This is a genomic window from Cellulosilyticum sp. ST5, from assembly GCF_046529625.1.
Classification (GTDB): Bacteria; Bacillota; Clostridia; order Lachnospirales; family Cellulosilyticaceae; genus Cellulosilyticum; species Cellulosilyticum lentocellum.
Genome location: NZ_CP132338.1, coordinates 2,413,171 through 2,434,381, shown reverse-complemented (window position 1 = coordinate 2,434,381; position 21,211 = coordinate 2,413,171). Strand labels below are relative to the sequence as shown.

Below are 21,211 nucleotides of genomic sequence, written 5' to 3'. Positions count from 1 at the left end.
AAGGAAAATGCCATCTAGAATAGTATATGAAGAGCAGTTACAAGGATTAAACAAACGTATTATTGAAATGGGCCATGCTGCAGAAGAAATGATTAGTGATACACTTAATTCTTTGATTCATGGTGACCATACATTAGCACAAAAAGTAATTGATAGTGATGACAAGGTAGATTTAATACAACTTGAGATAGAAAAAGAATGTGCCATACTTATTGCCCATCAACAACCTATTGCAAGAGATCTTCGTTTTATCTTATCAGTGGTTAAGATTGTAACGGATATAGAAAGAATAGCAGATCAATGCTGTGATATTTGTAAATATAGCATTAAGCTTAAAGAGGATAAATGGAGTGAGGAAGTTAACTACCAACGCCATATTGAAAAAATGGCTGTTGCTGCTAAAGAGATGTTAACAGGAGCCTTAAATACTTTTGCAACTAAAAACATAGAGGATATCAAAGATATTTGTAAAGCAGATGATAAGATTGATGAAGCTTTCTGGAAGGTTTGGAAAGAAATAAGGGATGAAATGGTAGCTGATAAGGAGTTTATTAGAAGTGGACTTCATTACATTATGATTATTAAGTATTTAGAAAGAATAGCAGATCATATTACCAATATAGCAGAGTGGATTTATTACAGCTTAACAGGTGAATATGTTATTCATGCTTCTATTAATGAAATAGAAAAATAAAGATAAGAGGCTGACGTGAAACATGATATCAAATATAAGATGGTGTATCTAGTAATTGAATGGCTAGAGCACATCTTGTGTTGAAGCATTATTTCATGTCAGCCTCTTACTATTTATTGAGTTTGTGTAGAGGGTTAAATAGGCAAGAATACAATATACAATAGAGTACAAATTTGATTATTTTGGAAAAATGTTTTATAATAATGTAAAGTAGATTCTACAAAGTATAAATGCTACTGCAATCATCTAATGCATATTAAATGAAGAAGTAGTTGAATGGAGGAATGGCCATGAGCAAAAAAGTGATTATTACCATTGATAGACAATATGGAAGTGGCGGTAGGGCAATCGGTGAAAAGTTGGCTAAAGATTTAGGCATTCCCTTTTATAACAAAGAAGTTACAGAAATGGCCGCAAAGCAAAGTGGTATGAGTAAGGAAGTGTTTGACAAAATAGATGAAACAGCAGCAAGTAGTTTGTTATATTCTGTGGTAACAGGAGCTTATATGTTTGGCAATCACGTACCACCTACCCTAGATCTCCCTATTAATGATAAGTTATTTATAGCACAAACTGAAGTCATCAAATCTCTTGCCAATGAAGGGTCTTGTGTTATTGTAGGAAGATGTGCAGATTACATTTTAAGAGATGATGAGAGTGTAGTTAATATATTTATTCATGCAGATCTACCTGTTCGTTTAGAACGCGCTATAAAAGAATATCAATTACCACCAGAAAAAGCAGAAGCGCAGTTAAATAAGATAGATAAAACAAGAGCTAATTACTATCATTATTATTCAGGTGAAAAATGGGGAAATAGCTTTAACTATAAACTATGTATAGATAGTGGTATGTTAGGAATAGAAGGTAGTGTAGCTGTTATTAAAGCTTTTATTGAGCAAAGAAATACAAAATAATTAATGATAAATAAAAAGTAGTGCACTTCATGTGGCAATGTCATTAAGTTAACATTGTGATAGAAACGCATCCCTAGGAAAAGAAGTTGAAGATTTATTTCTTCAGCTTCTTTTTCTATTTCCAGGTACCACAAATAGACAGATTTGCATCTGCCTCAAAATTTATATTCTTTTACAAAGATTTATGCTACTCTATAAAGGAAGCCATGAAAAATCTTAACAATTAAGTTTCGTTCCCTATGCCTATCAGGTCTTATAGGAATGAGATTTTTTGCAATTATGGCTTCTACATCAGGTGATGTTGCTTTTCCATGATAGAATAACCTACACATATGCACTGCAACTGAGAAATTTGCTTTATATGTATGCTTTCTTTGCTTTTTTTCAATGACTACGTGGGAGGTAATCATTTCTGCAAAGTTATACATTATCATATGTGCATAGATTTCTTGTTGGATACACATCACCTTTTTTGAATGAAAATCTAACATTCCAATCGTATATTTCAAATCTCGAAAAGATGTTTCAATCCCCCAACGAGAAGCATACAGTTTTTTTACCTCATCAGGAGGATACTTTTCACTATTTAGATTTGTAACTATTGTTTCATAGGAAGTTTCTGAAATAGGAAATCTCACTATTCGGAAGTGTAATTCATAGAATTTAGCAGGTTCAGATTTCTTGTTTTTAAGTGGTAAATAATCAAACGGTTGGGCTGAAGAAACACTTCGATAATGATTTTTGTCTTTGAAAAGTTCTTTGACTGCATTCGTTTTCTTTCTTGTAAGTTTTAAAGAAATATCAATATCAAAACAGTCTGTTTTGGGTAAATCCAATCCATTCTTTATGCCATTAATTCCATCTTTGACACGAATAAGAAAGAACCATCCTTTTTCTTGAATGTGAGCCATGCTGTTGAAAGATTCATAACCTCTATCAGCTATCACGAGTATCAGCTATCACGAGTGCTTTAGGAATTTCAGAACGATCAACCATTTCTTGTAGAGCGTTATGTTCATTCTTTTCTTTAGATTTTTGTATTATCACATCATGATAAATAGAATAATTTATATTATACAACGCATTTATATGCAGAAGATTATATGATTTTCTTCCATCTTTTCCAGAATGAAATGAATTTAAATCATCAGGATTGGTAGGAATCTGTACATCAGACCCATCAACAGCAAGTATGGGCATATCTTCATTAAAGTTATCTATAAGTTTACTTGAAAAGCCGTCAAATATCTTCTTAAACGCTTCGGGCTTTATCTTTTTCCTCTGCTGAACAAACGCAGAAGAAGTGGGTGTATCTGCAGATGCACCAAATAGATCTAATAATTCGTTTGTAAGGCTCCCACTTCCCATTCCAATAATTCCAGCTAAAATTTTATTCATGGGCAATTTTCTTTTGCGTAAAAAATCACTACCTGGATTGGTACAATAATCTTGCGGATTGTCAGCTAACTTTTGGATTTCATCTACTAAAAGCTTTTTAATTTGTTTGGGTTTCATATGTGTCCTCCTTGTAACTAAGTTTCCTTTAATTACAAGGGCCGCTCTCACTACCTCTTTATTCAATCAGTAGTGAGAGCGGCCACACATTTTCTTTGTCTTGTCAACTACTTTTTCAAAAAAAGATCCCTATACCATTTGATTGGTATAGAGATCTTTTTTCGTCATCTTAACTTAATGACATTGCTTCATGTGGTGCACTACTTTTTTGATTAGTATAATCTACTAGACCCTGAAGGTTTGAATAGCTTGATTAAGTGTCTCCATATTATTTTTTAAGGAATTTGCTAAATCAGACAGGTCAGAAATAACAGTTTGTTGAGTAGTTGTTAAACTACTTACTTCCTCAGTAGAAGCAGCTGACTCTTGAGTAATAGTAGCAATACTGTTAATTTGTGTAACCATTGTTTCTTTTAAAGACTGCATGCTATTGATACTAGAGTTAATATCTTTAAGCTCACTATTCATTTGTTTAAGAATGTCAATAATATTAAAGAAAAGCTGATAAGTTTCAGAAACAACAGTTGATTGGTCTTTAATGATGGTATTTGACTGTTCTACTAATTGAGTAGTTTCATTCATTTTATTAGCAATGGTATTTAACGTATCACGTACATTGAGGGTAGAATGCTTAGATTGATCAGCTAGATTACGAACCTCATTAGCAACTACTGCAAAGCCTTTACCAGCTTCACCAACTCTGGCAGCCTCAATACTAGCATTAAGGGCAAGTAAGTTAGTTTCTTCACTGATATTGTCTACGAGTTTCATAATGTCTTCTATATTTTGATTGAGAGTTTTTAATTCATTCATACTTTCGCGGATATGAGAAGACATTTGCATAGAATTAGTCATAGTAGCAGTAAGAGTATCCATAGTTGTTGCAGCAGTTTCCATCATTGTTTTAGCACCCTCAGTATTTTCTAAAAGGTGATTAGTTTTATTGGTAACAGTTTGCATACTTTCAGCAAGTGTAATCATACCTGTATTACTTTCTTGTGCATCCATAGCTTGGAGAGTAGTACCCTCTGCAATATCAGAAATAGAAGCAGCAAGTTGAGTAAAGGTTTCTACAGATTCTGAAGTAGAACGTGAAAGAATTTTACTCGTATCTAAGGTATGTACAATAACCTGCTGAGTTTGGTTAATAAGTTTGCTCATATTAGCAATCATAAGATTAAAGCTCTTACATAGTTGGGTTGTTTCATCACGGCCTTTTTCAGGAGCGATAACCGTCAAGTCGCCGTTCTCAGCTTTTTTCATCAATCCCATTAGGTGAATAATTGGATTTGAAAGACGCTTGGCTAATAGATAACCAAGACCAATTGCAAGTAAAATAGTAATAATAACAAGAATAATAACCATGACAATAGCTGTATTAAGTTGTGAAGTTAAGGATTTTTCAGGTGCTTGTACAATGACCTTCCAACCATTAGAAAGACTAGCATATGAGAATAAATAGTTTGATAAATCGATTGTCTGGTTAAAAGAACCTAAGGTGGACTCACTAGAAAGATTGTTAGTAATAGAGTCATTTAAGTGAGAGACACTATCATTGGAAGTATAAAGCACTTCATTATTCTCATCTACAAGGAAGATAAGAGAATTATCTAGAAGTGTCATATTACCTAAATAATCAAAAATACTCTTTAAGTTAACATCTACATATACTGTATATTGAGCATTATGATCAAAGTCAGTATAGGTTTGGAAAACTACCATATGATCATTTGGTGTATTTTCTGTAGCAGTCCAAGTAAAGCTTCCCGTTTGGGCAGTCTCTCCTAATAATTTGATTTCATCTTCAGTTAAATAAGGAATTTTACCAATAGGAAGTTTTGTTTTAGTTGAAGTGATATAAACATTAGAAACATTATGGTCCAGTTCTTGAAAATAGACGATTTGTGATTGAATCTTTTCAAGGGCATTAGTTTGTTTTCTAACATCACCTGAGTGATAATCTCTTAATAAACCACTTTGAGATAAATCAGAAATAGTAAATTGTGTAACATTTTTTTCTACATCCTTAGTATAGGTGTCTAAATTACTAGCGGCTTGTTTAACGAGCTCTAAGGTGAGTTTACTACTAGTAGCACTCAGTGCATTTTTAGAAGCAGAAGTAAAAACAATAGCTAGAATAAACAAAGGAAGTAGTGCAAAACATATAAACATAATAATAAGTTTATATTTAATAGAAAAAGTGTAGTTAAGACGCTTAGTTTTTTTCATAGATTAAACCTCCCTTAAGTCGTCATAACTATTTTAACACAAACATAATTTGGAAAACTAAATAATAGTCATAAAATACTAGAAAAGGGGGAGGTTGTAACAAGAAAAGTAAAAAGTGCTATATTAACAACAATAAATGACAAGAAATGAGTAAAAAATATAATAAAGCGTAGGAATAATAAAGCGAAATATAAGAATAATAAAAAGCGAACCATTAAGTTCGCTTTTTTATTAGATAAATTTACTAAAAGGATAAGAATTAGTTGGTACTAGCTGTCGTATCATTACTAACATTGGCATCGACACTAGTGTTAGTGTCAGCATTGTTAGAAGTAGCAGCTTCAGCATTGTCTGGAACTACCATATTATCTGTAGTAGCTGTGTTATCTAATAGAGTATCGTCTGCGAATTCATCAACAAAAATATCTTCTTCAGCATTATCTCCAGTTGAAGCAGCTGAAGGTGTTAAATCCAGTTTTTCATAAGTAGAGGTAATAGAAGCGTTGTCATTGTCTGATAATGCTACTTTAACTGCATCCATTAACATATTAGTTGCAGAAGAAGTATTAGCATTAGAAGGTAGCTCTAAGGATTGGGTAGTAGTAATATAAGTATTTACATAATCAATACCAGATACTAGATCTTTATAAAGCGTAGTTGATGATTCATCTAAGCCAGATAAAGCTACAGAAGAAATAGTATGATCTTTTACTTCTACTACTAAATCCATTTGGGCATCAGATAATGTGATGCCAGCTATGTATTTACCATCTTGATAAGTATCAGACGGAGCAAAAGTTTGTGTTGTCTTATTCTTTATTAGTAAGAAAACAAATAAAGCAATGACAACTAAGAAAATGAGGATTGGAATTCTAAGATCTTTGAGTTTGATAACCATGAATTTAGGACTAGACATTAATGACCCTCCTTTTTAAAATAAGATGTCCTACTACATATATATGGACGAGGTCTTTATTATATGCAAAATAAAAAATAAATTTTGGACTAAAAAATAGAAATAGTGTGATTTCCAAAAAGTAAATATTATCCTAATGGGAATAGTTGTAAGAGTAAAGCAAAATATGATAAGATAAGCTTAAAATAAGGTTTTACTTATAAGAAAGAAGGACTAAAATAATGAACATTTCACAAACAATTGACCACACTCTTTTAAGAGCAACTGCCACAGAAGCTGAAATTAAAGCTATTTGCGAAGAAGCCATAGCTTATCAATTTAAGACAGTATGTGTGCCTACTTGTTATGTACCTATAGCAGCAGATTTGTTAGAAGGAACAGACATAGGTATTACAACAGTAGTAGGCTTCCCTCTTGGTAATGAAACAGCGGCTACTAAAGCGTTTCAAGCAAAAGAAGCAGTTGTAAATGGAGCAAGCGATATTGATACGGTTATTAATATAGGAGCCCTTAAGGATGAAAAATATGACTATGTTCAATTTGATATTGAAGAGGTTGTAAAAGCAGCTAAAGCAGCAGATCCAAAGACAATTGTGAAGGTTATTATTGAAACTTGTTATTTAACAAAAGAAGAAATTATAAAAGCAACAGAAATTGTTATGGCAGCTGGGGCTGATTTCGTTAAGACCTCAACTGGTTTTGGAACAGGCGGTGCCACTTTAGAAGATGTTAAATTAATGAAACAAACAGCAGGTAATCAAATACAAGTAAAAGCTTCAGGTGGTATTAGTGATGCAGAGACTGCAAACGCTATGATTGAAGCTGGCGCTACAAGACTGGGCGTAAGCAAAAGCATTGCTATTGTTACAGGGCAAAAAGTAACAGATGGTGGTTCTTACTAATATAAAAGGTTTTTTAGTTGATAGGAATAATGAAAAACATATCAAGCACCTTATAGAGTGTTTGATATGTTTTTTTATTATTTAAAAATGATTATAATTTTGTTGTATTTCTAACATCAATAAGTGATAGAGGCTTTTGTGTGAGGGGAGCTCAATGCTTTTTATAGAATAAATTGACAAGAATTGCAGAAGATTAATTGAAATAAACAATTAATTAAAGTATAATTTAAATTATAAAGAATAGATGAATAATGCTGTTTTGATGAAGGTAAAAACAACTAGGTTATAGTTATGATTAAAGGATGAGGAAGTGAAACCATGAAAGAATCAGTTTTATTAGATGTAGGAACTGGAGAATTAGAAGTTATTGTTTTTTTAGTTAATAATAATCGCTACTGTATTAATGTACTTAAAGCAAGAGAGATTATACAATTAAATGATGTAAGGCCTTCAACTGATAGCAGTCAAAATATCTTAGGTATTACTAATGTAAGAGATAAAGTAATGACTGTTATTGATTTAAGTTACATATTAGATAAAAAACCAACTGAAGTTACAAATAAAAAAATGGCGCTTGTATGTGAGTTTAATAGAAAACAAGTAATGTTCGCTGTAGATAGCATAGAAGGTATTCGTCGTGTGAAGTGGTCAGATATTACAAAGCCTGATCAATTATTAAGAGGTTCATTATCTGTAGGAAATATTTTAACTGAAGAAGGCATTTTATTAATGTTAGACTTTGAAAAGATTATTACTGATATTTCTAAAGAAGAAAACCCATATATAAGAGGTCAAAAGGAAATTGTTAAAAAATCAGAAAGAGCTAGCAAAAAAATTTATATGGCAGATGATTCAAAAACCATAAGAACTTTATTACAATCTGTACTAGAATCTGCAGGATATACGAATATTCATAGCTTTGATAATGGCCAAGAAGTACTAGATGCATTAAGTAAACTTAAGCAAGAACAAGGTGCTGGCTTTAAAAAAGAGGTGGATCTCTTAATTACAGATATAGAAATGCCAATTCTAGATGGGCATACAGTAACTCGTAGAATTAAAGAAGATAATATATTATGCGAATTACCTGTTATTATTTTCTCTTCTCTTATTTCAGATGAGCTTTATCATAAGGGAGAAGCAGTAGGGGCAGATGCACAAATTAGTAAACCATCTATCCATGAATTAGTAGATGCCGTTGACCGTTTAGTATTTAAATAAGCTATGAATTTTAAGGCTTGACTAAAAGGGAAACTTTGATAAAATATAAGATAATACAAATACATCTATGATGAGAAGAAGTATAATCTTAACTCCAGAGAGTAAGCATTTAGCTGAGAGCTTACATGAGATTAGAAGACATCTCGGAGAGAACTCTTGAAATAGTAGTAGGGAGTAACGTTTAAGCCCCGTTATCGGCTAATGAAGAGCAAAGACTTAAGGTCTTTGAAACAGGGTGGCAACACGGTTATATCGTCCCTGACAATTATGTCAGGGGCGTTTTTTATTGCCCTAAAAAGGAAAAATTTTCTGAAGGTGTATAATAAATATGTGTTAAAAAATAGCCGCTTATGTAAATAATTATAGTAAATACTATTTAAGATGTGAAAACAGAAAGGAGTAACTTATGGAACTTCGTGCCCTTAAAGGAACAAAAGATATTTATGGAGAAGAAATGAGAAAATGGTTGGATGTAGAAGAAATCATTAGAAATTTATGTGATGATTTTGGCTTTAACCAAATTAGAACACCAATGTTTGAGTTTACAGACCTTTTTGCAAGAGGAGTAGGTGAAACAACAGATATTGTTAATAAGGAAATGTATTCCTTCGTTGACAAGGGAGAAAACCGTATTACCCTTAAACCAGAAAGTACAGCAGCAGTTGTACGTGCTTTCTTAGAGCATAGTATGTTTGCTGATACACAACCTACAAAGCTTTATTATATTTCTCCAACTTTCCGTTATGAAAGACCACAAGCAGGTCGTCAAAGACAGTTCCACCAATTTGGAGTAGAAATGTTTGGTACAGACTCGCCAACAGCAGATGCAGAGGTTATTGCTATTGGTCATACATTACTAAAACGTTTAGGCATTAATAAAGTAGAGCTTCATATTAACTCTCTTGGTGGCCCAGAATGTAGAAAGAAATATAACGAGAGTTTAAAAGCTTTCTTAAACACAAAGAAAGAACACCTTTGTGAGCTTTGCCAGGAAAGAATGGATAAAAATCCACTTCGTGTACTAGATTGTAAAAATCCACAGTGTCAAGAGCACTTAAAAGATGCACCAACTGTACTTGAAAACTTAGGTGAAGAGTGCCGTGCACACTTTGAAACCCTTCAAAAGCTTTTAACTGCTATGGAAATTCCATTTGTAGTAGACCCGGGTATTGTTCGTGGCCTTGACTACTATACTAAAACTGTATTTGAATTTATCTCTAATGATATCGGAGCACAAGGTACGGTATGTGGTGGTGGCCGTTATGACCGTTTAGTAGATGAAATAGGTGGTAAACACGTACCTGCGGTAGGCTTTGGAGCAGGGATGGAGCGTCTTATTATTGTAAGAGATGCAGAAAATAATGCACCATTAGCGCCAGCAATGCGTGATCTTTTTATTGGTTATCGCGGTGATGAAGCCATGATGGAAGCGTTCAAACTCGTTAATGCACTTCGTCAAGAAGGTATTAGTGCAGAAAGTGACCATCTTCAAAGAAGCATCAAAGCTCAAATGAAGTTTGCTAACAAAATTAATGCGCGCTATTCAGCTATCATTGGAGAAAGTGAGCTTGAAAATGGCGAAATTCAGCTTAAAGAGATGGAATCAGGGGATAGTGTAACAGTACCAATGAGCCAATTCGTTCAAATGTTTAGCAATATCATCAAGAAATAATAGTGAAGAATGAAAATGAAGAATAAAGAACAATAATTGAAAGTCATTTTAATAAACAATTATTAATGCTTCATTATTAATTGTTTATTTTTACCAATAACATAGGAGGATTAGAATATGTCAGAATCAATGCATGGTTTAAAAAGAACTCATCGTTGTACAGAACTTAGTGCTGCTAATGTAGGCCAAGAAGTTATTGTCATGGGATGGGTACAAAGAAGAAGAAATTTAGGTCAAATTTTATTTATCACACTTCGTGATCGTTCAGGCCTTTTACAATTATCTTTTAATGAAAATACAGAGAAAGAGCTTTTTGAAAAAGCTGAAACACTTAGAAGTGAATATGTAATTGCAGCTCGTGGGATAGTAGTATCTCGTGGTGCTGATGCTAATAAGTCAATGCAAACGGGTGATATCGAAATAGATGTTAAAGAACTTCGTATTCTTTCAGAAGCAGAAACAACACCTTTTGAAATCCTAGAAGACATTGATACAAAAGAAGAACTTCGTTTAAAATATCGTTACCTTGACCTTAGAAGACCAGATATGCAAAAAAATCTTATTCTTCGTAGTAAGGTAACACAAAGTGTAAGACGTTTCCTTGAAACAGAAGGTTTCCTTGAAATTGAAACACCAATTATGCAAAAATCAACACCAGAAGGTGCTCGTGATTATTTAGTACCATCACGTGTGCACCCAGGTAACTTCTATGCGTTACCTCAATCACCACAGTTATTTAAACAGTTATTAATGGTATCTGGTTTTGACCGTTACTTCCAAATTGCAAAATGCTTTCGTGATGAAGACCTGCGTGCAGACAGACAACCAGAGTTTACACAAATCGATATGGAACTTTCTTTCGTAGAGCCAGAGGATGTTATGGCTGTTAATGAAAGATTAATTCAAACTGTATTTAAAGAAGCCTTAGATGTGGATGTACAACTTCCAATTCAAAAAATGACTTATAAGGAAGCTATGGATCGTTTTGGGTCTGATAAACCAGATCTTCGTTTTGGAGTAGAACTTCAGGACCTTACAGAAGTAGTAAAAGGCTGTGGTTTTGCTGTATTTGAAAATGCTATTGCAAATGGTGGGACAGTAAGAGCTATCAATGCAAAAGGTATGGGAGACTTAGGCCGTAAACAAATTGATGCTTTAGTTAAATATGGACAGGACTTTGGTGCAAAAGGTGTAGCTTGGCATCAAATAAAAACAGATGGAGAAGAAAAATCTTCATTTGCTAAATTCTTAAGTGAAGAGACACTTGCTGCAATTAAAGAAAAAATGAGCGCTGATAAGGATGACTTAATCTTAGTTGTAGCTGACAAACCATCAGTAGTGTTTGCTGCACTCGGGGCTTTAAGACTTGAAGTAGCTAGAAGACTTGACCTTATCAATCAAGATGAATTTAGATTCGTATGGATTACAGAATTCCCACTTCTTGAGTATGATGAAGAAGCAGGCAGATTCGTAGCAATGCACCATCCATTCACTATGCCAATGGATGAAGATTTAGAAATGATGGAAACAAATCCAGGAGCTGTAAGAGCAAAAGCTTATGACCTTGCATTAAATGGTTGTGAACTTGGTGGTGGAAGTATCCGTATTTACCAAAATGACGTTCAAAAAAGAATGTTTAACCTTTTAGGCTTCACAGACGAACAAGCAGAAGAACGCTTTGGCTTCTTATTAAATGCTTTCAAATATGGTGTGCCACCACACGGCGGACTTGCATTTGGTCTTGACCGTATGATTATGCTTATGTGTAAGGCTGATAGCATCCGTGATGTTATTGCCTTCCCTAAAGTAAAAGATGCAAGTTGTTTAATGACAAATGCACCAGATGTAGTAGACCAAAAACAATTAGATGAGTTAGCACTTGCCATTGTAGAAAAACAAGAAGAAGTAATAGAAGAATAAACAGACTAATAAAGGCTATTTAAGGGATAGGAAGCTGTCCCTTAAATAGCCTTTTAGATTGAAGTAAAAAGTCTCTAGATGATTAATTAGGCTTACTAGAAGTCCAAGTGCCGTCTTTATACCACATTTCACCATTTGCCTCGAAACCAGGTTGATTAGCAGTAGGAATTTGTTGATTATTACTGTTAAACAGTACTTTCACGGCAATTTCGCTTGGTATAGTATAGGTGTACCAATTATTCCCTTCAGCAGTCATAGCCTCACCAGGCCATTTAGGACCAGTTTTGCTTTCTGTTTCATAGTAATAAAGGTTTGGTGTGCCCCAACCAGAAGGATTATAGAAATGAACAGTTATAACCTTTTCTTCAGGTTTTGAAGTATAAAGCATACCATCTTTGTACCAAATTTCTTTTGAAACTTCTATACCAGGCTCATTAGCACCGGGGATTTGTTGACCGTTGCTATTAAAGATGGTACGTACAGCTGAAGAACCTGTAATGGTATAACTATACCAATTATTCCCTTCAGCAGTCATAGCTTCACCAGGCCATTTAGGTCCAGTTTTGGTTTCTGTTTCATAGTAATAAAGGTTTGGTGTACTCCAACCAGAAGGTTTATAAAAATGAACAGTGAGTTTAGCTTCTTCAGGTTTTGAAGTATAAAGGACACCATCTTTGTACCAGACTTCTTTAGAAACATTTATACCAGGCTCTTTAGCTCCAGGAATTTGCTGATCATTACTATTAAATAAAACGTAAGCGGAGGTCCAGTCTTTGATTGTATAGCTGTACCAACCATCTCCTTCATTGGTCATAGCTTCACCAGGCCATTTAGGCCCAGTTTTGGTTTCTGTTTCATAATAGTAAAGATTTGGTATACCCCAGCTAGAAGGTTTATAGAAATGAATAGTAATGTCTGTTGGTGGGATCACCGTTTCTTTTTTATACGTAAATGTTCCATTAAATAGACCTTGCTCATTTTCTGCTTTTACTTTAATAGAAGTTATTGTACCAGTAGCTACATCTTTACCTATTTCGAAGCTTTCACCAGAAGCTACTGAAAAAGCTTCACCATTATCGATTTGGCAGGTAGCACTTATTACATTTTTAAGTATTACTTTAATGGAAAGTGTACTACTTGTATAAGTTGTAGTTGTACTACTGTTTCCAGGCGTTAACGTAACAGAAGGCTTGCCATCCGGATTGGTTGAGGTCCAGACACCATCTTTATACCACATTTCGCCTTCTACGACAAAACCAGGTTTTTCTTTATCTGGAATTTGTGTAGTACCATTATTCGTATTAAATATAACCTGAGCTGTTTCGTATTCGGCTGGAAGTGTATAGCTATACCAGTTATCTCCTTCGCTATTCATAGTAACACCAGGCCATTTAGGTCCAGTTAATGAAAGTACATCATTATAATAGTAGAGGGATGGGGTAGACCAATCAGCTGGCTTATAAAAATGAACCGTGACTGGTTTACGTTCAGTTTTTAAATAAGAATAAGTTTGTGAGTAAGTACCCAGTGCATTAATAGCTGAAACAGTAATTTTAGTTGTTGTCTCTAGGGCTTCCCCCTTACCAATAGTAATGATATCCCCATTCTTAACAGTATAAGCTTCATTACCATTAATCATGCAAGTAGCTTCAGTGACATTTTGTAAAGCTACCTTTACATCTAAAGTATCCGTATAATATTTAGTTGTGTCGGCAACGTTTCCAGGAGTTAATGTAACAACTGGTGTAAGTGGTTCTTCGCCATTTTGTTCAATCAGGATAACACCTGCTGAGCCAGCAGTAAAGGTAACAGAGCCATTAGCTACAGTTGCTTTTGCGCCGGTATAAGCATCTCTTACTGGTGTTCCATCTTTAAAGATAGAAGATACATTAATTGTTGTACTACCAGTTGCATTTAATGCCACAACGACTTTATCAGAGATACCTTCTTTATTATAGGTGCGACTAAATACATAAGGAGAAGAACTAATAACAGTATGAGTACCAGCCCCTATAGAAGGGTGGTTCTTTCTAAAGGTACCAATGATTTGCCAGTGATTAAGTGTTGATTGATTCACACTTGACCAGTTCATGTCAGAACGACTTGGTTGATCCTTATCAGAGCACGTTTCGCTGCCAGGTCTATTGGTTTCATCACCATAAAAGATTTGAACACCTCCAGGAGATAAAAGTAAAGCTGTACCTAAATTAGTCATATTAGCCCTAGTTAAGCCTTCGTCATGAGATGAAATATAACTAAGGACATTCCAATTATCCTTTGTATTAACTTTACTTGCAATATCTTGATAAGTATTATTAATAGTATTTAGATTGCCATCTTTAGGGAAGAAGAAGTTAATAAGTGAATCAAATTTACCGGTTTCAAAGTATTCAGCTTTATATTCTACACCAGTATTATATACTTCACCAGTCATCCAGAAATCATCATCCCAATTAGCACCAGCTTTAGTTGGATTAGCAACACGCCACTCTTTAAGTGCTGTATTACAAGCATCCTTTAATTGTCCCCAGCGGAATGGTTCTACGTGTTTTGCTGTATCAACTCTGAATCCATCAATACCAAATTCACGCACCCAAGCAGCTAACCATTTAATATTATACTCAGTAGGAGCAACGCCTAAATCAGTTCTTAAGCTTTTAGCAGCAGGAACAATCCAGTTATCATAACCAGAAGTTTCTTGTGACCATTTTGTTTTTAAAAGAGGAGCTAAACCTTGATTGCTAGTTACTTCTGTTTTAAAGTCCGGTAAACCTGCAAGGTTCATACGAAGCTCTGAATTATCTCCAGCAGTATAGCCAGCTACACCAGCACGAATCCAACCAGAACTCCACCATTTTGCCCAGGCGTCATTGTGTCCAGTGTAATCAAGGAATAGGTCATGATAGCTATGCCAAGTTTGCCCATTACTAGGTGACCAATTAAGTAGCTCAGATTTACTATGATTGGTTGGCATAATATCATACTCTGTCATATCTTTCATGCTTAGATAACCAGGGTGATTCATAACAATGTCTAAGATAACACGAATACCTTGTGAGTGCGCTTCATCAACGAATTCTCTCATTTCAGCAACTGTTCCCATATTTTTATCCATCATGGTATAGTCAAGTGCATAGTACCCATGATAAGCATAGTGTGCAAAGTCACCACTATTACCACCACCGACGTAGCCATGCATTTGCTCATAAGGTGCAGTCATCCAAATAGCATTAACACCTAGATTTTTGAAGTAGCCTTCTTTTAGTTTCTTAGTAAGTCCTGCAACATCTCCACCATGAAAAGTACCGATATTTTTACCAGTAGCATCTACTTTGACACGCCCATAGCTAGTATCATTAGAGGTATTACCATTATAGAAACGGTCTGTCATGGTAAAATAAACAGTAGCATTATCCCAAGTAAAATAGGGATCATCATCAGTAGAAGTAATGGGAACGTTACCAATCAGTGAAGTAGATAAGCTGGCTGCAAATAAGTTAGGAAAAATCATAGTAAGTGAGATAAGAATAGAAAGTAAAAACTTAAGAACTGCTTTTTTGGAATGAATCATTATAACTAACCCCCTTATTAATATAGATAAATTTTTTGCGCTTAACAGTAAATAAATCCTCCTTTCATTAACTAATAATAACAAGCACAAAATAATGACCAATAAGGACAAAAAATTTACACTTTTATTATCTAATTTAAATAATAAAAACACAATGAGAATGCAAAAAAATGACTAAGATGTATAAAAAAGTGACGTAAAATGATACAAAGTAATATTTTAAACCTATTTTCTTAGATGCGTATGAGATCGAAAGAGATGGGAGAAGTATGTGTATAGGTGTGTTTAAAGATAGTGGAATTAATCTTGTAGATTCTTATAAAATTCATGTGGTTTTTATTATATTTTGCTATATTTAATATGTAGTTCAAAAATTATGTTATCATAAAAGAGTAATAAATAAGGAGTGCATATAAGGAGGCATTTTATGAGTTATGTAGCAGATAAAAATAGATACCAAGAAATGAAATATAATCGTTGTGGGAAAAGTGGCTTGTTACTTCCGGCTATTACTTTAGGGTTATGGCATAATTTTGGAGATGAAAATAGTTTAGCCAATGTAAAGGAAATGCTTTTTGGAGCTTTTGATATGGGTATTACGCATTTTGATCTAGCAAATAATTATGGTCCAAGTGCAGGCTCGGCAGAAAGCAACTTTGGAGAGGTGATGCGTACAGACCTTAAGCCATACAGAGATGAGCTTGTGATTTCTACTAAAGCAGGCTATGGTATGTGGGAAGGACCATATGGAGATGGTGGTTCAAAGAAATATTTAATTTCTTCTTTAGATCAAAGCTTAAAACGAATGAACTTAGATTATGTAGATATTTTCTATCATCATAGAAGAGATCCAGAAACACCAATGGAAGAAACAGTAGAAGCATTAAAAAGTATTTTAGATCAAGGGAAAGCCTTATATGTAGGAATTTCTAATTACAATGCAGAAGATACTAGAACAATGATTAAATTTATGAAAGAAGCAGGGGTAAGGTGCCTGATTCATCAGATGTTTTATAATATGTTAGAGCGTCATAATGAAGAGGTCATAGCTGTGCTAGAACAAGAACAAGTGGGTGCTATTGCGTTTTCACCTTTGGCACAAGGTCGTTTAACTAATAAATATTTTAATGGTATTCCAGTAGATTCAAGAGCAGCAGGAACAAGTCCTTTCTTAAATAAAGAGGGGATTACAGATGAGCTTTTAAAGAAAACAAAAGCACTTAATGACTTAGCAGAAAGCCGTGGTCAAAGTTTATCTCAGATGGCTTTAGCATGGGCACTTAGAGGTCATGTGACTTCTGTTATTATAGGAGCTAGCAAGCTTTCTCAGATTAAAGAAAATGTAGGTGCTATTCAAAACTTAGACTTTACAGCAGAGGAACTTCAAGCAATTGATAAGATTTTATTAGGTTAAGTAATAGGCTCATTTAAAGGGTAAAATAGGATATAGGCTATGGAAAAATAAACTCCATAACCTATATCCTATTTTGTTTCGCTCAAAGTAGTTTTCATTAAATCAGCCATGGCAAGGGTGATTTCTTCATCAAAGTTAGTCTTGGAAGTCTCGATAGCGGCTTTTAGTGTTTTTAAATCAGCAGAGTCTAAGGGGATATCGCTATATTCAGTTTTAGCAAGTTTTAAGATGTTTTGATGTAGCTCATCTAAATCACTAAAGAGACTATCTCTGAGAAAGTCATAGGGTTCATAGTAAAAGGTTTCAATCTCATAGAGTGTATCAATATCAAAAGAGTCAGTTGTTTCATAAGTAGATTGGGCTTCATTATAGGTATCATAAAGGTAATTTCCTGAATCAGAAATTTCTAAGATGGCATGATAAACCTTATTGTAGCTAGAATTAACCACATAAGTGCTTCTGCCTTCTTGAATAACCTCATAGCTATAATCAGGGTATTTCGTTGAATCAGAAGCAGGACTAATAAGTCCGGAAATCCAACGACCAATAATTCCTACAATAATAGTAAGTACAATAAAAATATGTGGCCAAAATCTCCAAATAACTAAGGAAGGAATATCAATTTTAGAATCCTTAAAGAGTTTCTCCCTATAGTTATTTCGTGACATTTGTTGCCACTCTAATTTTTCAGGTAAAGAAAGTTCATCATTTTTTGCTTTTTCTTTAAGTTGTTTTTCATATTGGCGACGTTGCTTTAGAAATTCCTTTTGAGCTTTAGTTTTCATAAGTAGTCTCCTTATAAATGATAAAATATATAGAATATTAAGATTATTATATAGTGATTAGGTTAAACAATCAATTTAAATAAAAAAATTTAAAATTGATACCTCTATAGAGGAAATGCTGTGTACTGCAATAGGAATTAAAGATTCAAAACTAAAGAGAGTTAGTATATAATAGCTTTATAAATACTTAGGCTATTATAGAAAGCAAATAAAGTACATAAATAAAGGAGATAGATCATGAACAGTAAGGTAGATGAAGCATTAGCCCTTTTTAAAGAAGGTTTTTCTTGTTCACAAGCTGTATTTGCAGTTTATGCTAAAGATTTAGGTATGGATTATGAAATGGCCCTTAAAGTATCACAAGCTTTTGGTGGTGGTATGGGTGGTATGAGAGGTGAATGTGGTGCTGTAACAGGTGCTTATATGGTGATTAGCCTTTTATATGGTAGAACTAAAGCTGAAGACGGAGAAGCAAGACTTAAGACCTTCACCATGGTAAAAGATTTTGCAAAACGCTTCAAAGAAAAACAAGGCAGTACAGTATGTCGTGATTTATTAGAAAATAAATCAGGTAGCCACTATGATATGTGTAGTGATTATGTAAAAGATGCATGCATCATTTTAGAAGAGATTTTAGAAGAATATAAATAAATGATAATAGTTGATACATAGGGACTCATATAAAAGCACTAACTTTTTTAGAAAAGTTAGTGCTTTTATATGAGAAGCCTTTCTTAGCTAATAGGGAGGTACATTGTCATTTTCTTACTTGGTAGGTAGGCCTCATTAAAATACTACCAATAGGTATAAAATAATTAGAAAAATACTGGGGATGGAATACAAATTAGTCTGACTTTATAATCAGTATATAAGCAGTCGACTGATTTGATTTAATAAATAACAGGGAGGAAGAAAATGAAATACTTATCTAGACCATTAATAGATTGGGCGATTCATGAAATTGAAACCAAGTACCCAGAAGATATCAGTATATTAGTAGGTCATAAAGGGTGGCGTATACCAGAAGATGGGGAAGAGGTGGCTTTTAACTTTTTCATTCCAGCTACCGATAAAGGCTATTCTTTAGCACAAACCTTCATCATTAATGAAATTGGCTATGATTTATTTCCTATGTCATGGGAAAGAGTAGAAGGCCTCGCTGAAGTAAATGAAAGTTTAACCACTTGCCTTGCTGATGGTATTATTTTATATGCCAGGAATGAGAAAGACAAAGCACGCTTTATTCAATTACAACAGACATTAAAAGACCACTTAGCAGACCACAGTTTTACTTTTAATAAGGCTTTAGAAAAGATTAATAGTGCCATGGAACTTTATAAAACTATGGCATTTGAGGAGTCCTTATGTCATGTGAGAAAGGGAGCAGGTTTTATAAGCCAATATTTAGTCGAAGCGATAGCAACAAGCAATGGGACTTATATGAAAAATGGCCCACAAGATATCATTTCAACATTAAAAGATTTTAAGCAAGTACCTGTGCATTTCATAGGGTTATATGAGCAGTTGATTAAAGCTGAACAAGTAGAGGTAATAAAAACATTAAGTTATGAGCTCATCAAGATGACAAGGGACTTTTTTTCAAGTAAAGATACAAGAGTAATAAAAGAAGAAGAGTGTGAGTTTCAGGATTTGGCTGCATGGTATGAAGAAGGGCGTTATACTTTTAGACGTATTGGCTATTATTGTGAAAAAAATGACCCATTTAATAGTTTTTCTTGGGGATATCATTTTCAGCGTGAATTTGATTGTATTCAAAAGGATTTTGGACTTAAGGAAATGGATTTGCTAGGGGTATTTAATCCAAATGACCTATCCATTTTTAAAGAAAGGTTAGATGAGATTGAAGCATATATTGTATCTGAAATAAAAGCACATGGAGTAAAAATACGAATTTATGATACCTTAGAGGCATTTTTAAATCATATGAATTAAGAAAGGGCGATGTGCAGTGAAATACAAAAATGCCGCTGATATTTTGCCTGATCAACTTCTGAGAGAAGTACAAAAGTATACTTCAGGAGAAGCTCTTTATATACCTAAATACAAAGCTCGCAAAAAGTGGGGAGAAGGTTCAGGTGCTAAAGCTTTTTATGATAAGCGAAATGAAGAAATTCGTATAAAATTCGCTAGTAAAATAGCTATTGACGTATTAGCAGAGGAATATAATCTTTCAGTAGAAACGATTAAAAAGATTGTTTATAACAATAAATAATCTTTTTAGAAACTTGTAATAGAAGTGAAATACAAACTAATAGGTGAGTTGTGTTATAATGAGGGCGAATACTTATGAGGTAAGGAGGATGGACCATGGATATTATGACATCATTAGAAGCTATGACAGCTAAGCTCGATTGCATAGGTAGGAGGTCTATAGGCCTTATTATGACAAAGGGTGCTTTACATGAAGGGCATATAGCTTTGATAAAAGCAGCAAGAGCTGAAAATGAATATATTATAGTAAGTAGTTTCTTGCATTCACATGAGTTTTCTTCTGAAGAAGCTTATAAGCTCTATCCTAGACAGGTGGAGGAAGATCAGGAAATAGCTAGTAAAGCAGGAGTAGACTTTTTCTTTTGTCCAAGTTATGAAGGACTTTATCCTAATGGTAGTAGTACTTATGTAAGTATCTATACACCACTTATGAATCGTCTTGAGGGTCAAATACATCCTAAGTATTATCAAAGCTTTTTAACTACGGCAAATTTACTACTAAGTTGTATTAGACCACAGCGTTACTATATCAGTGAAAAGGATTTTCAAAAAAAAGCCCTACTTAGTCAGCTTATACGTGATTTTCACTATGTTTGTGAAATAAGAGTCTTACCTACTGAGAGAGAAGCAGATGGACTTATTATAGGAAGTAGAAATACTTTATTAGAGCCAGAAGAAAGGCGATTAGCACCGCTTCTTTATCATACGCTTAAAAAAGCAGAGTTAGCTTATCAAAGAGGAAATATTAGTAGTTATAAGCTTAAATTACTTTTAGAGACAGAAATAAAGCGCTATTATCGTATTCAGCTAGAATATGTGGATGTGTTAGAAATAGAACGCCTAACAAGTATAGAAACCATTATTGAAGAAGCGCTTATAGTAATGAGTATACGTCTAGGGAGCGTAAGGCTTTCAGATTATATTTATCTTAAGAAATAAAGGTTGATTTAGAAGAAATATTCTGATATGATTTGCTTGTATGAAATTAATATTTAAATAATACATAAAATAAGAAAAAGGGGAGTCTGTGCGACAGGCTGAGAGGAAACTAAAGTTTCGACCCATAACCTGATTCAGATCATGCTGACGTAGGGAAATATTCGAGGATAGCACTTCGAAAGAAGTGTAAGTAACAGGATATGCCGAAGCCAGCATATCCTGTCTTTATTTTAAGCTAAGAAGGTGAAACATTTTTTAGTTAAAGGGCTATTAGCTCTACAAAT

Annotated in this window: 17 protein-coding genes, 1 riboswitch and 1 other annotated feature; of the genes, 11 read left to right on the top strand and 6 right to left on the bottom strand. The window is 33.9% G+C overall.

The window, feature by feature from the left end; genetic code table 11:
* Positions 1 to 7: 7 nt before the first annotated feature.
* Entirely contained in the window at positions 8 to 694 is a 687-nt protein-coding gene (phoU, locus tag QTL86_RS11905) for a phosphate signaling complex protein PhoU (protein ID WP_013656169.1), read from the top strand.
* Between the two features lie 290 nt (positions 695 to 984).
* Positions 985 to 1,611 (top strand): AAA family ATPase, encoded by a 627-nt coding sequence (locus tag QTL86_RS11900; protein ID WP_127065939.1) that lies wholly within the window; start codon positions 985 to 987, stop codon positions 1,609 to 1,611.
* Between the two features lie 182 nt (positions 1,612 to 1,793).
* On the opposite strand, the gene QTL86_RS11895 is transcribed toward QTL86_RS11900, so the two are convergent.
* From QTL86_RS11895 to QTL86_RS11880, 4 genes are all read right to left on the bottom strand, one after another.
* On the bottom strand, positions 1,794 to 2,522 hold the full coding sequence (locus tag QTL86_RS11895) for a transposase (RefSeq protein ID WP_410494966.1): 729 nt from the start codon (positions 2,520 to 2,522) through the stop codon (positions 1,794 to 1,796).
* Between the two features lie 25 nt (positions 2,523 to 2,547).
* Positions 2,548 to 3,126: a transposase gene (locus QTL86_RS11890; protein ID WP_410494965.1), complete on the bottom strand. Its 579-nt coding sequence runs from the start codon at positions 3,124 to 3,126 to the stop codon at positions 2,548 to 2,550.
* Positions 3,127 to 3,351: 225 nt separating this feature from the next.
* Complete coding sequence (locus QTL86_RS11885; RefSeq protein ID WP_127065940.1) at positions 3,352 to 5,355, bottom strand: methyl-accepting chemotaxis protein; 2,004 nt, start codon at positions 5,353 to 5,355, stop codon at positions 3,352 to 3,354.
* Between the two features lie 259 nt (positions 5,356 to 5,614).
* Positions 5,615 to 6,271 carry a hypothetical protein gene (locus QTL86_RS11880; protein WP_127065941.1) on the bottom strand — a complete coding sequence of 219 codons (657 nt, stop codon included), beginning with the start codon at positions 6,269 to 6,271 and terminating at the stop codon, positions 5,615 to 5,617.
* Positions 6,272 to 6,492: 221 nt separating this feature from the next.
* Between QTL86_RS11880 and deoC the strand changes: the two genes are divergently transcribed.
* The 4 genes from deoC (at position 6,493) to aspS (ending at position 11,986) form a co-directional block, all read left to right on the top strand.
* On the top strand, positions 6,493 to 7,173 hold the full coding sequence (deoC, locus tag QTL86_RS11875) for a deoxyribose-phosphate aldolase (RefSeq protein WP_127065942.1): 681 nt from the start codon (positions 6,493 to 6,495) through the stop codon (positions 7,171 to 7,173).
* 318 nt (positions 7,174 to 7,491) lie between these two features.
* The gene (locus QTL86_RS11870; protein WP_013656175.1) at positions 7,492 to 8,394 is read left to right on the top strand and encodes a chemotaxis protein; all 903 of its coding nucleotides are present in this window, start codon (positions 7,492 to 7,494) and stop codon (positions 8,392 to 8,394) included.
* A 58-nt stretch (positions 8,395 to 8,452) separates the two neighbouring features.
* Positions 8,453 to 8,657: a binding site (T-box leader), on the top strand.
* A gap of 143 nt (positions 8,658 to 8,800) precedes the next feature.
* On the top strand, positions 8,801 to 10,066 hold the full coding sequence (gene hisS, locus QTL86_RS11865; RefSeq protein ID WP_410497280.1) for a histidine--tRNA ligase: 1,266 nt from the start codon (positions 8,801 to 8,803) through the stop codon (positions 10,064 to 10,066).
* Positions 10,067 to 10,183: 117 nt separating this feature from the next.
* On the top strand, positions 10,184 to 11,986 hold the full coding sequence (gene aspS / locus QTL86_RS11860) for an aspartate--tRNA ligase (protein WP_410497279.1): 1,803 nt from the start codon (positions 10,184 to 10,186) through the stop codon (positions 11,984 to 11,986).
* Between the two features lie 82 nt (positions 11,987 to 12,068).
* Here aspS and QTL86_RS11855 read toward each other — a convergent pair whose 3' ends face one another.
* Positions 12,069 to 15,557 (bottom strand): starch-binding protein, encoded by a 3,489-nt coding sequence (locus QTL86_RS11855; protein WP_410497278.1) that lies wholly within the window; start codon positions 15,555 to 15,557, stop codon positions 12,069 to 12,071.
* A 427-nt stretch (positions 15,558 to 15,984) separates the two neighbouring features.
* Here QTL86_RS11855 and QTL86_RS11850 point away from each other — a divergent pair, with 427 nt between their 5' ends.
* Positions 15,985 to 16,971: an aldo/keto reductase gene (locus tag QTL86_RS11850; protein WP_410497277.1), complete on the top strand. Its 987-nt coding sequence runs from the start codon at positions 15,985 to 15,987 to the stop codon at positions 16,969 to 16,971.
* Positions 16,972 to 17,039: 68 nt separating this feature from the next.
* Here the strand turns inward: QTL86_RS11850 and QTL86_RS11845 are convergent, their stop codons facing one another.
* Positions 17,040 to 17,756 (bottom strand): hypothetical protein, encoded by a 717-nt coding sequence (locus QTL86_RS11845; protein WP_410497276.1) that lies wholly within the window; start codon positions 17,754 to 17,756, stop codon positions 17,040 to 17,042.
* A gap of 237 nt (positions 17,757 to 17,993) precedes the next feature.
* On the opposite strand from QTL86_RS11845, the gene QTL86_RS11840 reads away from it, so the two are divergent.
* From QTL86_RS11840 to QTL86_RS11825, 4 genes are all read left to right on the top strand, one after another.
* Positions 17,994 to 18,407 (top strand): C-GCAxxG-C-C family protein, encoded by a 414-nt coding sequence (locus QTL86_RS11840; RefSeq protein WP_410497275.1) that lies wholly within the window; start codon positions 17,994 to 17,996, stop codon positions 18,405 to 18,407.
* Positions 18,408 to 18,671: 264 nt separating this feature from the next.
* The gene (locus QTL86_RS11835; protein ID WP_410497274.1) at positions 18,672 to 19,709 is read left to right on the top strand and encodes a hypothetical protein; all 1,038 of its coding nucleotides are present in this window, start codon (positions 18,672 to 18,674) and stop codon (positions 19,707 to 19,709) included.
* Between the two features lie 16 nt (positions 19,710 to 19,725).
* The gene (locus QTL86_RS11830; RefSeq protein WP_013656184.1) at positions 19,726 to 19,989 is read left to right on the top strand and encodes a CD3324 family protein; all 264 of its coding nucleotides are present in this window, start codon (positions 19,726 to 19,728) and stop codon (positions 19,987 to 19,989) included.
* 95 nt (positions 19,990 to 20,084) lie between these two features.
* The gene (locus QTL86_RS11825; RefSeq protein WP_410497273.1) at positions 20,085 to 20,927 is read left to right on the top strand and encodes a 4-phosphopantoate--beta-alanine ligase; all 843 of its coding nucleotides are present in this window, start codon (positions 20,085 to 20,087) and stop codon (positions 20,925 to 20,927) included.
* 68 nt (positions 20,928 to 20,995) lie between these two features.
* A riboswitch (TPP riboswitch) is annotated at positions 20,996 to 21,102 on the top strand.
* Positions 21,103 to 21,211 lie beyond the last annotated feature (109 nt).